Raw genomic sequence first — 16035 nt, forward strand, 5'->3', positions numbered from 1 at the left:
TTATGTTGGGGATTGATAATACACATACAGATAAAGAAGAGAGCGATGTAATCGGCGATCTTTTAAAGCGCAATACACTGATGTTGATTAATGATGATTTTCATACTTTTGATTTTGTTGTTGATGCATTGGTTGATGTTTGCAGGCATAATCCTGATCAGGCAGAACAGTGTGCTTACATTACTCATTATAAGGGGAAATGTGATGTAAAGAAAGGGGCGTTGAGTGCTATTAAACCTATGCGGGATAGGTTAACAGAGAAAGGATTGAAAGTAACTATTGTTTAGGTTTAAACAAATCAGATTTGCAGCAAATGACAGCATTAATTATTGTTCTTCTTATCGTATTTGGTATCGTTCTTTTACTGTTGGAATTTTTGGTAATTCCAGGAATTACGGTGGCGGCCGTTGGTGGTATTTTAATGATAGTCGGTGGCATTTACATGTCTTATCATCATTACGGAAATTTAGTAGGGCACCTTACTGTTTTGTCTGCTGTAATTCTTAGTGGGATATCTTTGGTTTTAGCCTTAAAGTCGCAAACGTGGAATAAGATAATGCTAAATACGGAAGTTGATTCCAAAGTTCAAAAACTGGATGATGAAAATATTACTATTGGTGATGAAGGGATTTGTGTTTCTCGTCTTGCACCAATGGGACAAGTGAAGTTGGATAATAAAATTGTTGAAGCAAGATCAACGGGAGCTTATGTTGATGAAAAGACAAAGGTTGTAGTTGTAGGTATTGTTGATAAGATTGTAATTGTAAAACCTATTTAAAATAAATCAAATGGAAATTGGTGCATTAATAATGTTAATTGTCGCCGTTGGGGTTGGAATATATATACTATTCTATTTCGTCCCAGTTGGTCTTTGGTTTTCAGCTCTGTTATCAGGAGTTAAAATTTCTTTACTTCAGCTCGTGTTTATGAGATGGAGGAAAGTTCCGCCAAAAGTGATTGTAAGTGCCTTAATTGAAGGGACAAAAGCAGGCTTGATTTTGAATCGGGATGAACTGGAAGCTCATTATTTGGCTGGAGGTCGTGTCGCTCAGGTAACGCATGCTCTGGTGTCAGCTTCAAAAGCTAATATCGATTTGACATTTAAAATGGCCACGGCTATTGATTTGGCAGGTAGAGATGTGTACGAAGCCGTTCAAATGAGCGTTATTCCTAAAGTCATTAATACTCCTCCTGTAACAGCCGTTTCTAAAGATGGTATTCAGTTAATAGCTAAGGCCAGGGTTACTTTGCGTGCTAATATCCGGCAATTGGTTGGAGGAGCAGGTGAAGAAACTGTGTTGGCAAGGGTAGGAGAAGGAATCGTATCTTCAATTGGGTCAAGTGAATCTCATAAAACGGTTCTTGAAAATCCTGATTTTATTTCACGTGTAGTGCTGGAAAAAGGATTGGATGCTGGTACCGCTTTTGAAATTTTATCGATTGATATTGCTGATATTGACATAGGAAAAAATATTGGAGCAGTTTTGCAAACAGATCAGGCAGAAGCCGATTTGAAAATAGCTCAGGCAAAAGCAGAAGAAAGAAGAGCCATGGCTGTTGCTCTTGAACAGGAAAATAAGGCATTGGCACAGCAAATGCGGGCAAAGGTGATTGAAGCGGAGGCAGAAGTTCCCCGGGCAATGGCCGAAGCTTTTCGAAATGGACAACTAGGGATTATGGATTATTACCGAATGAAGAATATCGAAGCAGATACTAACATGAGGGATAATATTGCAAATCCATCTGATAAAGGGAAAAAGAAATAGCTAAATTGATATAATTTCAATTGTAACCGGGGAGTATTCATATACTTTCCGGTTTTATTTTGGGTAATTTGAAAAAAAAATAAAATGAATCTCATTGATTTATAATTTACTATAATCCAAAGCGCCGAAATCTTCTATTAATGGGGTGTAAATATTTTGCACATCTGAATTTTTTACATACTTTTGCTACCGCAAGATCAGGAGAGGTGGGTGAGTGGCTGAAACCACCAGTTTGCTAAACTGACGTACGGGAAACTGTACCGGGGGTTCGAATCCCCCTCTCTCCGCAATCTTTTCTATGAAGATAGAAAATGGAGTTGGTGAAATTTATTTTTCTCTCTCCGTAAATTTTCGGGGTGTAGCGTAGCCCGGTTATCGCGCCTGCTTTGGGAGCAGGAGGTCGCAGGTTCGAATCCTGCCACCCCGACGAAAATTTTCAGAGGAGTTTAAAAACTTCTCTTTTTTTATCTAAACAGAGTACCGGAACGAAAGTTTCGGGGTGTAGCGTAGCCCGGTTATCGCGCCTGCTTTGGGAGCAGGAGGTCGCAGGTTCGAATCCTGCCACCCCGACAATATTTAAGAGGAGTTTTAAAGCTTTTCTATTATCAAAAAGAATACCGGAATTAAGTTCCGGGGTGTAGCGTAGCCCGGTTATCGCGCCTGCTTTGGGAGCAGGAGGTCGCAGGTTCGAATCCTGCCACCCCGACAAAAGAGAGAAATCATATGGTTTCTCTTTTTTTTTGTGCAATATATTTTCAAATCGAATATTGAATATATGTTGACTTTCTTACATTTGCATTCAACTTACACAATAACAAAACGTTTTAATGGAATCAATAAAAGAACTTTATCGCATTGGGTATGGGCCTTCGAGTAGTCATACTATGGGGCCTCGGAAAGCTGCAGAACAGTTTTTGTTACGTCATCCTAAAGCAGATAAATTTGAAGTAACTCTTTTTGGGAGCTTGGCTGCAACAGGTAAAGGTCATTTAACCGGTGTTGCAATTGAAAAAGTATTTGAAGAGAGAGATTTGAATTTGATATGGAAGCCCGAAGAATTTTTGAAAAAGCATCCTAATGCATTGCGATTTAAAGCTTTTTCAGCATCAGATGGGTTGATTGAAGAATGGACAGCTTACAGTATTGGTGGTGGTGCAATAATAGATGACAATACTGAGTTGTCTGCCCAGAATATATATGGGTTGACTACAATGGATGCAATTTTAGAGTGGTGCAAAATCAATAAAAAGCAGCTTTGGGAGTATGTGGAATTGATGGAGGGAGAAAGTATTTGGGATTATCTGGATGAGGTTTGGACTGCAATGAAAAAGGCTGTAAAAAGAGGGATGAATAAAGAAGGCGAACTTCCGGGAGGTTTAGAGCTGGAGCGTAAGTCTCATTCGTATCAATTAAAAGCTAAAACGTTAAGCGGACCTATGAGGAAACGATCCATGTTGTATTCATTTGCCTTAGCTGTTTCTGAAGAAAATTCCAGTGGCGGTGTAATTGTAACTGCCCCAACATGCGGAGCTTGTGGGGTTTTGCCTGCTGTTCTCTACTACCATAAGAAATTCTATAAATTTGGGAAAAAGGATGTGTTGAAAGCTTTAGCAACGGCCGGCTTAATTGGAAATCTGGTTAAGACCAATGCATCGATTTCGGGAGCAGAAGTTGGTTGTCAGGGAGAAGTGGGGACTGCTTGTGCCATGGCTTCCGGAGCAGCCACTCAGCTGCATGGTGGAACTGTATATCAGGTTGAATATTCTGCCGAAATGGGTTTGGAACATCATCTCGGTCTTACTTGTGATCCGGTGCTTGGTTTGGTTCAAATACCATGCATTGAACGCAATGTTTTTGCTGCTGCACGGGCTTTAAATCACAATACCTATGCTTTGCTTTCAGATGGTCGTCATAGAATTAGTTTTGATCAGGTAACTGAAACAATGATGAAAACCGGACTTGATTTGCCTTACACTTATAAAGAAACATCTCTGGGAGGATTGGCTTCATTAAAGGTCTTTAATTATAAATAATACATAAAGAAATGAGCTTGATTGAAGATAGAATCAAGTTCATTTCATTTTAAGTTTAAATCTATTCGAGATCTTTTTCTCTTCTCGCTTTAAATTCTGATCCGTCTTTCCATTTTGGAAATTCATTTTGATTGGCAAGTTCCCAGCCAACACGGAAAAGCAATCGGGCATCTTCTGCAACACCATCCAAATTCCACCACTCTTCATATTCATCAAAAGGTTTGTGGTAATAATTCGCCAGCCAGTCTTTTTCTTTGCCAGACATGTAATCAATGCCTTTTTCCCTGCTATCGTTGTTGCCACGGGCAAATAGTGCTGGAACACCTGCACGGGCAAAACTGAAATGATCCGATCGGTAATACATTCCTGATTGAGGATTAGGATCAGGCAGGATATATCTATCTTGTTTTTCTGCTTCGATTCTTACTATATCTTCCAAATCCGATTGTCGACATAAAAACCTGAACCATTTAGTCCCGATTCTTCTGCGGAAGGTGCTAAAAAAACAATTGATCGGCGAGGTTGATGAGGCATGGCCTTAAAAGCCCTTGCAATTTCAAACATCCAAGCAAGAGATGTTCCATTATCAACAGCGCCGTTGTAGATTGAATCTCCATTGATTTTTGGACCAATTCCAAGATGATCCCAATGTGCAGAATAGAAAATATATTCATCTGACAGATCTGTCCCTTTTATTATTCCGAGTACATTATGGGTATTATCAAAATGAGCCGAGTTTTTAAAGACTATACTTAATTTCGTATTTAAATCATAACCTGCAAATTCTTTTTGTTTGGCTGCTTGAATTTCTGTGTCCGGATTCTTATCTGCATCAGCAAATAATTGTTTGGCTGCATTCAGGGTTAGCCAACCTTCAACTAAACATCGTGATTGGTAATTATCCTTAGCCTGCTGATATAATTTCGGAACTGATGCCGAATTCAAGACAACGGACCATGGGTATCCAGCAGGTTTGTTTTGATGAATAATCAGTATTCCTTTGGCTCCTTGACGAGCTGCCTCCTCGTATTTATATGTCCATCGGCCATAATATGTCATTTCATTGCCTTTAAAAAAACTCTTATCAGTTGAGCCAAAACCAGGGTCGTTCACCAAAACAACTACGGTTTTTCCTTTAACATTCAGGTTTTTATAGTCGTTCCAGTCATATTCCGGGGCTACAATTCCATAGCCTGCAAATACTAAGTCTGATTCTGTTAATACGATTTCATCCTGAATACGTCGGGAGAAGGTGACAAAATCCTCGCCGTAGGTTAGTTTTCTTATTTTGTAAGGTGATTTTAAACTAAGAAATTGGGGAGGCGTAAGTGATATCTCGACTAATGGAACGTCCTGAAAATAGGATTCCTTGTTGATTGGATCAAGCCCTATTTCTTTATACTGCTGAGCGATGTAGCTAATTGTTTTTACTTCACCTTCAGAAAATGGTTTTCGTCCTTGATATTCATCAGATCCTAATTCTTTGATGTATTTTATCATTCTTTCAGTTGAAATAACCGATTCTGCTTTTTTTAAGCTTTCATCAGAAGATCTGCATGCCACTGTTAGGCTGGCGATGGATAGTGTTAATATTGTTTTTATTCGCATATTGTTTGTTTTGCTTAAAAGTAGAAAACAAAGTTTAATTGCTTGGGACGCATACATATATTGTTTCTAATTTAAATTCTGTATTGATAGATTTTATTTTGTCATTTTAATGTAATTCAGCTTGCAGTTGATGATTCAGGCTATCTTGCATTTTAACGGGAAATTTAGAATAGGTCTTACAATTTTTGTAGTTTTAAAAAAAAGAAAAATTGTTATGAAATCGAAACGAAAATATCGAACTGTTGAAATGTTGCTAAGAATAGTAACGGCCATTATATTGATTCAAACATTGCATTTTAAATTTTCAGGTCATCCTGAGGCTGTTCATATTTTTTCTGTGATTGGAATAGATCCTTGGGGTCGGTTTGGTGTTGGAGCAATTGAATTGATCGCAGGTATTTTATTTTTCCTACCTAATTTATGGAAAGTTGCTGCTGTAATTACTTCTGGATTGATGCTTGGAGCAATTGGTTTTCATTTATTTACCTCGGTAGGTATTGTTGTTGAATATGATGGGACTTCTGATGGAGGCGAATTGTTTGTTATGGCAGTAATCGCGTTGATCTTTAGTTGTATACTAATGTATAGGGCTAATTTACCAGAAATGTATAGGAGTTATTTCCCCCAAAGAGATTAGATTTAATGATAGAAAAGATTTTATATCAAGAGAAATTAGATTGTTCTTGTAGTAGTTTTTGTGTGCAGCATCAGGAATAATTGATTCGGCACTTTTTTTTAGGATTATTGTTTATGCTATTTTTAATGAGGTTGTCGATCATAAAATTCTGACTTCACCAATTGTATTTCTGTTGGTTAACTTTTGGGTCAAATTAATTTACATTGTATGTAACTTAAGAGTCAGGGTAGAGCTTAGTTTAGCCCCGAAAAAGACTGGAGTAAAATTTCAGATTTAAAACAGTTAAATTTAGGGTATGAAAAGACGTTGGACATTAGAAGAAAAACTAGCCATTTTAAGCGAGGCAGAAACTGGTAATGTAGTAGAAGTTTGTAGAAGGTATAATGTTAGTACTGGAGCTTTCTATAATTGGAAAAAGAAGTTCGATACTAAGGGAGAAGCTGGCTTAAGAGTTAAATATGATAACAGCAGTCCAGAGATGAAGAAAGCTGAGGAAGAGATTCGGATTCTACGCAAGCTTTTAGCAGACCGGGAAATAGAATTGGAAATTCAGAAAGAGCTTCTAAAAAAAAAGTTTGGAACAGACGATCCAAGAAAAATCTAGTAGATCGTTTCTTCGAAAAATATACTGCAAGTATCAAAGATTTGTTAAAGTATGTAGGACTCTCTGAGAGTAGTTATTACTATAAAGAGAAGTTAAATGGCAGAAAAGGTGTTTTGCCTAGCAAGCAAACCAAGCATAGTAACGATGGCCTGGTTGAAGAAAGGACTGTTGTAGAAGCTATAAAAGGCGTATTGGAGCATGAGTTTATTGATTGTGGTTATCGAATAATGACAAAGTATCTTCAGCGTAAGGGTTATAAGATCAATCACAAGAAAGTGTACAGAATAATGAGTAATACAGGACTTTTAAAGCCTAATTCAAGAATTAAAAGAAGTGGTGGTGGGCGCAAGTTCGTAAGATTTAGGAAGGTTCACACAAGCCATCCTATGGAGTGTCTTGAAATGGATATCAAGATGATTTGGATTCCCAATATGGGAAAGAACGCTTATCTTTTATCGATAATTGATGTTCATACTAGAAAAATATTAGGTTATACTTTTGCATTCAATGTAAAGCAAAAAGAGGTGATTGAATTATTATCAACAATTGTCGATGAATATCCAACTCCAGAATCTCTGATAATCAGATCTGATAATGGAAGTCAGTTTATTGCTCGTAATGTGAGAGATTACATTCATTTAGTCGGGTTTGAACAAGAATTTACTCACGTGGCAACACCTGAAGAAAATGCGCATATTGAAGCATATCATGGTACTTTAAAGAGAGATATCTTTGACAGAGTCGATTATCGTACTTTCGGTGAAATACAGCAGATTATAAAAAGATATGTGCCATTCTATAATAGTGAAAGATTACATGGTTTACTTGGGAGAATTACTCCAAATGAAAAGTGGAAGCAGGATCAGCATTTAATTAAAAAGCTAGGGAAAATAGCTTAGTATTATTAAATTTTGACAGAGCCTAAATCGCTCTATAAAAATGAAAATTAAAAAATAGAATAAAACTCTAGGATATCAGGGGTCAAAACAGAGCTCAATAATATATTTAATTTTAACTTCGCCATATACAGATCCTGCTTATCTTTTGGAAAAAATTTAATTTGTGATTAATTATTGTCGAAAGCTGTAGTTCTATACTTGAAAGAGAAAATCTACAGGCAAAATAATATTTTATGAATATGATATAAAAAAGAAGTGATCAATTATAAACATACAAATTAGCAGGTTAGTTGATTTCAGAATGATAATCTTTCATGGAATGTGTGATTATTATGTTTAAATAAAATTGTTGATTTTTTTGGATTTTAGCTTTATTTGTTTAGATTTGGTGGTTTTGATACGATATATTAAAAATGAAAATAGGAATGGCTAAATTATTATTAACGGGTTTAATTATGGGACTAGTTTTTTCAGGAATGGCACAAACTAAAGATTCCAGAGGGTATATTGTGAAGATAGGTGATATGGCTCCGGATTTTGAAATAAATCTAACTGACGGGAGTAAATTGAAGTTGTCAGATTTGAAGGGAAAAGTTGTGATGCTGCAGTTTACGGCTAGTTGGTGCGGGGTTTGTCGCAAAGAAATGCCGTTTATCGAGAAGGAAATTTGGCAGGAGCACAAAGAGAAGGATTTTGCCTTGTATGCTTTAGATTTTGATGAGTCGCTAGAAAAGGCTGAGAAATTAATAGCCACAACAGGAATAACTTATCCGGTGGCATTGGATGAAGGGGCGGAAATATTTACTAAGTATGCACACAGGGAAAGTGGTGTAACCCGTAATGTAATTGTTAATAAGGAAGGTAAAATCATTTATCTCACCAGATTGTTTAATCATGAAGAATTTGATGGTATGAAAATGGCGATTGAAGAGGAATTGAAAAAATAATTTGGCTTCTAAAAAAAATGCATTTGATGAAATTAATTGCGATTTTTTTAGTGTTTATCCTTTCAGATGCTAAGTCAAGTGGATTTTCTTTTTATTTAAAATAAAAGCATGACTAAAAAGAAAAAGGGCGGTGACTAGCCGCCCTAAACTACTACTTAAATTTACTTATGAATTAGTACAGTCAATCACCTAAGTGTTTAATATACTTCCTTCACTGACAAAGATAATGCATAGGGGTAGTTTTTATTGTTAAAATACATCCTTTTTTACGAACCAATGATTTTGATAAATGAATCGCCAATTATAGATGAATAGTTATTTCGTTTTTTGGTGATGAACTCTAAATTTTCTCATTTGCTTAAGTGCAATCTATTTTCGATCCTGTTAGGTCAAAAAATAAATCAGAAAGCCTGAGATTTGTTGGCTTAAATTCTTCGATAGATTTATTATCAATTGCTCTATTCAGGCTTTTTCAGTTTGTTTCTATAGAATCTTAAAAAAAACTAATTCCTTTGAGGTTACTAATTTGTCCACAATTGCCTTTGTACATATATTTTCTCATTTTCAGACGAAGATATTTAAATCACTAAAAAATTCATTTGTTTTACTTTCACAATTTAAAAATGCCTAATTTTATGCCTATCTTGAGAAGATCAAAAAGATTTTGATTTAGTTTATTTATTTAGCTGTAATAGTTTATGGACAAGGATTTTATTCATATTATAGAGAAGTTAAGGGCTTATTTGTTCAAAAATGGTTTAAGTGGCTTTTCTTTTGATAAAGTAAAAGATTTTGGGGTGTCGCCATCTGATGTATCTAAATTTGTTGATTCGGTAGAGGAGCTGGTTGAAAAAATTCTTGAATACGAACGAAAATCGTTTGAGTCCATTTTTACTCAATACAATTTTGAAGGTCAGAATGCGATTGACATATTATTTATTGTAAGTCAGGAGATGAATGATCGTTTCGAAAATTTAACTCCATCCGTTACAATGGAATTTGAGAGTCATTTCCCGGAAGTGTATAAAAAGCATATGGATGAGAGGATGGAATTTATTTTTGAGAAGATTAAAATAAATATTGAAAAGGGAATGGCACAAGGTATGTATCGCGATGATCTTAGCAGCGAGATTGTTGGGCGGATGTATTTGGCGAGACTTGAAGACATGCACAACCCTGAACTGTATCCACCGGAGAGATTTAAGTTTGGTACAATTTACGATACGATGATTGATCAATTTGTAAAAAGCATTGGTACCGAGGATGGAATTAATTATTATCGTCAGCGTAAACAATTACTGGGTGTTTTAAGTTTTGGACGATAAATGATATTTGCAAGAATAAGTTTTCCCGTATTTTGGAGTATTTATTCTGGCGATTGCTTCCTAAATGCATTTGGGAGGAATAAACGAGAAATTATAATCACATGAAAATTTCATTAGCACCTCTTCAGGGATATACTGATTGGGTGTTCCGACAAGCATATGAAAAATGCATTGGGGGCGTAGATGAATTCTATACCCCTTTTCTTGTTCTTCAAAATTCAGGAGAAGTAAGAACCTCGCACAAAAGAGAAGTAGAGCCATTTCTGGAAAGAAATAATCGATTGGTACCTCAGTTTTTAAGCGGATCAGTTGAGGAATTTCAATTTTTTGAGATGTATTTTTCGGATTTAGGGTATAAAAAAATGAATTGGAATTTAGGCTGTCCTTTTCCTATGGTTACCGGGAAAAAGAAAGGATCTGGCTTGTTGCCATATCCTGAAAAGATAAAGGATATTCTGGAACGTGGATATTCCGGGAAAATTGACCTGTCGATTAAAATGCGCTTGGGTTTGGAAGATAAATCGGAGATACTTTCGGTCTTGGATGTGATGAAAAACTTTAATATTGATGAAATTATCGTTCATCCTCGCATTGGCAAGCAAATGTATAAGGGAAGTGCTGATCGGGATTATTTTCAGCAAATTCAGGAAGGGTTTAATAAAATCATTGGTTTCAATGGTGATATCGGGACGCTTGATGATTTTGAAAGTTTGAGTACTCAATTGCCAAATCTAAATCATGTAATGATAGGAAGAGGTGTTTTGAAAGATTATTGGTTGCCGGCAAAAATAAAAGGAATAGAAATTCCATCTGCAGATATTCGCAAAAAAGCATTGCGTAAAATGCACGACGAAATTTTTTCTACTTATAATTCATTTTTAAGTGGGGATACACAGATCCTGCAAAAAGTGAAGCCATTTTGGGAGTATTTTTCCTGTCATTTTGAGGAGGAGAGAAAAGTTTATAAAGGAATCAAAAAATCGGGTGGCTTAAAAAAATATCACGAGGCTGTTTCGTTTGCTTTCCAGCAAAATGTAAAGGAGTAGAATAATGAAATTTTCAATTGAAATAACGGATCAATTCTTTCATGTTGAGTTTCAGCATTCTGTTCGGATGGTAAGTTCAGCGATTTTAAACGGTGGTTGCCAAATTGCTGATCATTTTCTGAATACAAAGGTTGATGCTAACTTTAATGGAGAAAGAACTGATTTTGAATCTCCGGATATTACGCTTAAAGAAATAGTTGACTCCCAAAATTGGGAGGGGAATTGTGTGGGAATGATGACTGCGGCTTTAATGAGTTCGTTTCGAAGAGTCCGAGTTGAAAAGCAGGGGGTTTGGATAGAGGTTTTTGTTACATCCGGAGTGTCAAATGCCCGTAGGGCAGGAGATGAGGCTGATTATCAATTCGTAAATGAAGAGTATCAAAAAGTCGGGACTATTAATATTCTGGTTACCACAAATGCGAATCTTTCTGACGCAAGCATGATTGAATGTGTTATGATGGTTGCAGAAGCAAAGGTAGCTTGCTTACAGGATTTAAATATTAAGAGCCCGGTTAGTGGATTATTGGCTACGGGAACAGGAACTGATTCTACAGCAATTGCATGTGGTACAGGTCCAATGGTTCAGTATTGTGGTAAACATGTTTTGTTTGGGGAGATGTTGGCAAAAACAACTTATAAAGCCATTCAAGAATCATTATCGGTAGCTAGATAATTAGTAATAAATTGGGCTCTTTTTGCTACTGAATCTTTCGGAAGTTCAACAACAGTAAACCCCAATTCTTTATAAGTGTTTTTTAGGAAAACAGATATTTCTATTGCATCCTCAAATGATTCAGGTCTTTCTGCATCGTTAATAAAAATAGCTTTCCAAGGTGGAGCAAGAAATACGGTTTTGTTGTATTGGTCTGATTTTTTAAAATATTTTAATGGAACAGTCAATCCTCCTCTTCTTACGTAAGCGATTATATCGGGTAAACCACGATCAAAAAAACATGTTCCTTCTGTAGCACATTCAGTAAGTTGTGAACTCATACGTTCAAAACAAATTTCAGCAAATTCGGATAAATTACGCCATGGTACCTTGTCGCCTCCAATTTGGTGCTGTTCCTGAATAACAATCCGTGATATTTCTTTGAAGCACTGATAGCCTTGTTCTGATAATTTATTTAATAGAGTAGATTTTCCTGATCCTGGTCCACCAGTAATTATGTATCGGTTGTGGTATTTGTTCATATTCAGTTAATCTTCTTTTAAATGAACGTAAAACAAATTCATATCTATATTTTCTCTTATAAGATTGGCTAGCTTGTCGTATTGGTTTTCTTTAAATTCCTGATAATTAAAATCAATTTCCTGTTCCAGATTGAATCCGGATAACAGGTGTTGAACCACAATTTTATTGTCAAGAATGCCGTGAATATAGCTTCCCCAACAGTTTTGGTTAAGAAAATAGCCATCGGTTTTTCCATTTGATAAAATGCATAGCGGTGTGTTGTTTTGAACAGCAATAGTTTCTCCCATATGAATCTCGTATCCAGAGCATTCTTTATTCGAATTTCTGAATTTGAAAGTGCATTGTTCCGTGAGTTTTACATTGGTGATTGTTGTTTCTACAGGAAGAATTCCCAGACCGGCAATGCACTCTATGTTGCCTTCAATTTGAAGAGGATCGCTAATTTTTTCACCCATCATTTGATAGCCACCACAAATACCTATTACTTTCTTGCCGTTTTTATGAGCTTTTACAATAGATAAGGCAACACCATTTTGTTTTAGTTCCTGAAGATCAGAAATGGTATTTTTGCTACCTGGCAGGATTATGATGTCGGCAGTTTCTATTTCTGAAGGATTGTTTGTATAGAAAAGATGAACTCTTGGATCATGTTCCAGAACGTCAAAATCAGTAAAATTGGCCATTCGGGGTAAAATCACGACAGCACAGTTAATTTTTCCTTTACTGGATGTTTTTGATTTTTTACCGAGACTAACTGAATCTTCTTCCTCGATATGGATATCTTTAAAATAGGGGAGAATTCCGATAACAGGTTTGCCGGTAAGATCTTCGATAATCTTTTTTCCGTCTTCAAATAGTTTTATGTCTCCTCTAAATTTGTTGATGATAATTCCTTTGATTTGATTTCGTTCGTCTTCATTGAGTAACTGAATGCTTCCATAAATACTAGCGAAAACACCACCTTTATCTATATCAGCAATTAAATAGGTAACCGCATTGGCTTCAATAGCCATTCGCATGTTGGTGATATCCCTGGTTTTTAAATTTAGTTCGGATATGCTGCCTGCTCCTTCCAATACAACAGGATTGTATTTTTCGTTTAAACGATGAAATGCAGATTTTGCTTCTTCAAATAAAGCATGCTTATTATTTCCCATAAAATATTCGACCGCAGTTTGAGTGCCAATAGGTTTACCATTCAAAACTACTTGCGAACTTTTATCATTTGTAGGCTTTAATAAGACAGGATTCATATCGGTATGACAAGCTAATCCGCAGGCTTCTGCCTGAACGGCCTGTGCCCGGCCAATTTCAAATCCTTCTGGTGTTGCGAAAGAGTTTAGTGACATATTTTGAGCCTTGAATGGAGCTGGTTGATAGCCATCCTGCTTAAGAATTCTGCAAAAACCTGTGTTGACAATGCTTTTTCCAACATCTGATCCTGTACCAACAAACATTAAAGGTCTTAATTTAGTCATAAAGTGTTTATTTTCAATTCAACTAATGGAAATAGTCGATATTTAAAAAGAGTAATTTCATTTGGTTTTCAAAATTAGTCTTTTTTTATCGAGTTGTTTTTGTTGTAAAACAGTATTTTTGGGAAAATTAGTGAGGTTTGACTGAATGAAAATGTAAGGTTGATGCCTGAGTGAATTGGTTCTAAATATTGTGGATCTGTAGTTTTTGATTTTATTTGCTTATGAATTAGTAATAATTTTGCTAATATTGTAATGAATTGCAACAAGTGGTCTCTTTATAATATTAAACTAGCTGCATGGTAATGTCTCTCATGTGGAATTTTAACCAGATCATTCTGGAATGTTTAAATTTCGTGCAATCATCTACTAACTATTTAATATCTAAATCATAAATACCAATGAAAGTTCAAATTGATGCTGTAGATCAGAAGATTCTATCTTACTTGATTAAAAATGCAAGGATTCCATTTTTGGAAATAGCAAGAGAGTGTGGGATTTCTGGTGCTGCAATTCATCAAAGGGTTAAAAAACTGGAAGATGCAGGGATTATTGATGGATCAAGATTCATTGTTAAGCCAAGAGCTTTAGGATACGAGGTGTGTGCCTTTGTTGGTATTTCTCTTGATCATGCACATCAATATAAAATGGTTGTAGAAAAAATTGATGCTATTCCTGAAATAGTAGAATGTCATTTTACCACTGGCAACTTTACATTTTTGGTAAAGATGCTTTGTAGGGACAATCAACATTTGATGGATATCTTAATTAATACTCTACAAAATATTCCTGGAATATCAAAAACGGAAACATTTATTTCTTTGGATCAAACAGTCGATCGGGAAATTAAACTATAAGATTAAATTTTTTGAATTAAGAGGCTTTCATTATTGAAAGCTTTTTTTGTATCTATAAATAGTTGTTATAGTTTACCAAATACCTCTCTTTTTTGTATCTTTCGATTCATTTTACAAAACACTTAAAATATAAATCAACATGTTTCCAAAAGAAGTATATATTAAAAGACGTAACCAATTACGTGAAATAATGAAAGACGGAATTGCATTGGTATTAGGCAATCCTGAAGCACCTATGAATTATGCCGGGAATGTTTATCATTACCGTCAGGATAGTACATTTTTGTACTTCTTTGGTATCGATCATCCTGGTTTTGCGGGGGTTTTTGATATCGATAATAATAAGGATTACATTTTTGGTAATGATGTTGATATTGATGATATAATTTGGATGGGGCCACAGTCAAGTGTTGTCGATCAAGCTGCACGTTTTGGTGTTGAAAACACAGCTCCGTTTAATGATTTGAAATCTCTTGTTGCTGAAGCAATAAAAGAAGGTAGAAAAATTCATTTCTTACCTGTCTACCGTGCCGAAAATAAAATCTTGATTCATGAAATGATTGGCACGCCATTAAATGCAATTAAGGAGAATGCATCAGAAGAATTTGTTAAAGCAGTTATTTCTCTTCGTGAAATAAAAGATGAATACGAAATTAAGGAATTAGAGCGTGCCGCGGCAATAGGGTATGAGATTCATACTACGGCAATGAAAATGGCCAAAGATGGAGTTTATGAAAGAGAAATCGCCGGAGAATGCGAGGCTATAGCATTAAGGGCAGGAGGACTTCTCTCATTCCCAGCTATTGTTTCGCGAAGAGGAGAAACTTTACACAATCATGAGCATGGTAATCTGCTTAAAACAGGAGATTTATTGCTTGTAGATAGTGGTGCTGAAACCGATTCTCATTATGCTTCAGATAATACCCGAACAATTCCTGTGGGAGGAAAATTTAGCCAAAAGCAAAAGGAAATATATGAAATTGTGTTGGCGGGAATCAACAAAGGTAATGAGTTGATTCGTCCTGGAGTTACTTATCAAAGTATTCATTTGGAGGTTTGTAAAGTACTTGCTTCTGGTTTAAAGGAAGTTGGCTTAATGAAAGGGGATGTTGAAGAAGCTGTGAAGGCTGGCGCTCATGCCTTATTTATGCCACATGGTCTTGGTCACATGATGGGATTGGATGTGCACGACATGGAAGATTTCGGAGAGAACCTGGTTGGATACGATGAAAAGGTTCAAAGAATTGATCAGTTTGGAACTGCCTATTTACGTCTTGGAAAAGAACTGAAACCAGGTTTTGTAATCACTAACGAGCCGGGAATTTATTTTATTCCGGCATTAATGGACAAATGGAAGCAGGAAGGATTGCATTTGGATTATATCAATTACGATAAGGTTTATGAATATCGTACGTTTGGAGGTATTCGTTTGGAAGATGATGTGTTGGTAACTGAACAGGGGAATCGTTTAATCGGAAAGAGGATTCCTGTTAGTGTAGAGGATGTAGAGGATGTAATGAGTTAAATACTAATAGTAAATATATTTAAAAGGCAGCGTTTCTGGTAAATGCTGCCTTTTTTATTATCGTTAATTTGTTTAATTTTACTTAAACTTACATTTTTAATAACAAACATGTAACCAA

The 16035-nt window shown here is 35.8% G+C and carries 17 protein-coding genes and 4 tRNA genes; 17 read left to right on the forward strand and 4 right to left on the reverse strand.

Translation table 11 applies throughout. The annotated features are described in order from the left end of the window. The first annotated feature begins 2 nt into the window (after positions 1–2). From ACKU4N_RS03960 to ACKU4N_RS03995, 8 genes are all read left to right on the forward strand, one after another. Positions 3–287: an ATP-dependent Clp protease adaptor ClpS gene (locus ACKU4N_RS03960; protein WP_321320802.1), complete on the forward strand. Its 285-nt coding sequence runs from the start codon at positions 3–5 to the stop codon at positions 285–287. A 26-nt stretch (positions 288–313) separates the two neighbouring features. Further along, positions 314–778: an NfeD family protein gene (locus ACKU4N_RS03965; protein WP_321320803.1), complete on the forward strand. Its 465-nt coding sequence runs from the start codon at positions 314–316 to the stop codon at positions 776–778. A 10-nt stretch (positions 779–788) separates the two neighbouring features. Continuing rightward, entirely contained in the window at positions 789–1766 is a 978-nt protein-coding gene (floA, locus tag ACKU4N_RS03970; protein WP_101311289.1) for a flotillin-like protein FloA, read from the forward strand. A gap of 200 nt (positions 1767–1966) precedes the next feature. Then, positions 1967–2053 (forward strand) — tRNA-Ser (locus tag ACKU4N_RS03975). A 65-nt stretch (positions 2054–2118) separates the two neighbouring features. Next, positions 2119–2193 (forward strand) — tRNA-Pro (locus ACKU4N_RS03980). Between the two features lie 68 nt (positions 2194–2261). Further along, positions 2262–2336 (forward strand) — tRNA-Pro (locus ACKU4N_RS03985). 61 nt (positions 2337–2397) lie between these two features. Further along, positions 2398–2472 (forward strand) — tRNA-Pro (locus ACKU4N_RS03990). 121 nt (positions 2473–2593) lie between these two features. Next, positions 2594–3799: an L-serine ammonia-lyase gene (locus tag ACKU4N_RS03995; protein WP_321320807.1), complete on the forward strand. Its 1206-nt coding sequence runs from the start codon at positions 2594–2596 to the stop codon at positions 3797–3799. 61 nt (positions 3800–3860) lie between these two features. Here the strand turns inward: ACKU4N_RS03995 and ACKU4N_RS04000 are convergent, their stop codons facing one another. Continuing rightward, positions 3861–4238, reverse strand: coding sequence for a M28 family peptidase (locus ACKU4N_RS04000; RefSeq protein ID WP_324292993.1), 378 nt, complete (start codon positions 4236–4238; stop codon positions 3861–3863). Further along, entirely contained in the window at positions 4226–5407 is a 1182-nt protein-coding gene (locus ACKU4N_RS04005) for a M28 family metallopeptidase (protein WP_324292994.1), read from the reverse strand. Before ACKU4N_RS04005 ends, ACKU4N_RS04000 begins: the two co-directional genes overlap by 13 nt. Before the next feature lie 214 nt (positions 5408–5621). On the opposite strand from ACKU4N_RS04005, the gene ACKU4N_RS04010 reads away from it, so the two are divergent. The 7 genes from ACKU4N_RS04010 to ACKU4N_RS04040 all read left to right on the forward strand — a co-directional run bounded on the left by ACKU4N_RS04010 (position 5622) and on the right by ACKU4N_RS04040 (position 11538). Then, positions 5622–6044, forward strand: coding sequence for a DoxX family protein (locus tag ACKU4N_RS04010; protein WP_321320809.1), 423 nt, complete (start codon positions 5622–5624; stop codon positions 6042–6044). 295 nt (positions 6045–6339) lie between these two features. Next, on the forward strand, positions 6340–6648 hold the full coding sequence (locus ACKU4N_RS04015) for a transposase (RefSeq protein ID WP_321317798.1): 309 nt from the start codon (positions 6340–6342) through the stop codon (positions 6646–6648). A gap of 32 nt (positions 6649–6680) precedes the next feature. Next, positions 6681–7547, forward strand: coding sequence for an IS3 family transposase (locus ACKU4N_RS04020; RefSeq protein ID WP_321322743.1), 867 nt, complete (start codon positions 6681–6683; stop codon positions 7545–7547). 425 nt (positions 7548–7972) lie between these two features. Next, the gene (locus tag ACKU4N_RS04025; protein WP_321320811.1) at positions 7973–8494 is read left to right on the forward strand and encodes a TlpA family protein disulfide reductase; all 522 of its coding nucleotides are present in this window, start codon (positions 7973–7975) and stop codon (positions 8492–8494) included. A gap of 698 nt (positions 8495–9192) precedes the next feature. Then, positions 9193–9819, forward strand: coding sequence for a hypothetical protein (locus ACKU4N_RS04030; protein ID WP_321320813.1), 627 nt, complete (start codon positions 9193–9195; stop codon positions 9817–9819). A gap of 101 nt (positions 9820–9920) precedes the next feature. Next, the gene (locus ACKU4N_RS04035) at positions 9921–10865 is read left to right on the forward strand and encodes a tRNA-dihydrouridine synthase (RefSeq protein WP_321320815.1); all 945 of its coding nucleotides are present in this window, start codon (positions 9921–9923) and stop codon (positions 10863–10865) included. 4 nt (positions 10866–10869) lie between these two features. Beyond that, positions 10870–11538 (forward strand): adenosylcobinamide amidohydrolase, encoded by a 669-nt coding sequence (locus tag ACKU4N_RS04040; protein WP_321320817.1) that lies wholly within the window; start codon positions 10870–10872, stop codon positions 11536–11538. Here the strand turns inward: ACKU4N_RS04040 and ACKU4N_RS04045 are convergent. Then, entirely contained in the window at positions 11511–12059 is a 549-nt protein-coding gene (locus ACKU4N_RS04045) for an AAA family ATPase (protein ID WP_321320819.1), read from the reverse strand. The two genes, ACKU4N_RS04040 and ACKU4N_RS04045, sit on opposite strands and share 28 nt — an antisense overlap. A 6-nt stretch (positions 12060–12065) precedes the next feature. Beyond that, a complete protein-coding gene (locus tag ACKU4N_RS04050; RefSeq protein ID WP_321320821.1) occupies positions 12066–13538 on the reverse strand; it encodes a cobyric acid synthase in 1473 nt (490 codons plus the stop codon). 398 nt (positions 13539–13936) lie between these two features. Between ACKU4N_RS04050 and ACKU4N_RS04055 the strand changes: the two genes are divergently transcribed. After that, positions 13937–14392 (forward strand): Lrp/AsnC ligand binding domain-containing protein, encoded by a 456-nt coding sequence (locus ACKU4N_RS04055; RefSeq protein WP_101311276.1) that lies wholly within the window; start codon positions 13937–13939, stop codon positions 14390–14392. 139 nt (positions 14393–14531) lie between these two features. Continuing rightward, positions 14532–15917: an aminopeptidase P family protein gene (locus ACKU4N_RS04060; RefSeq protein WP_321320823.1), complete on the forward strand. Its 1386-nt coding sequence runs from the start codon at positions 14532–14534 to the stop codon at positions 15915–15917. Positions 15918–16035: the final 118 nt, after the last annotated feature.

Origin of the sequence: Labilibaculum sp. (genome assembly GCF_963664555.1) — a bacterium.
Taxonomy (GTDB): Bacteria; Bacteroidota; Bacteroidia; order Bacteroidales; family Marinifilaceae; genus Labilibaculum.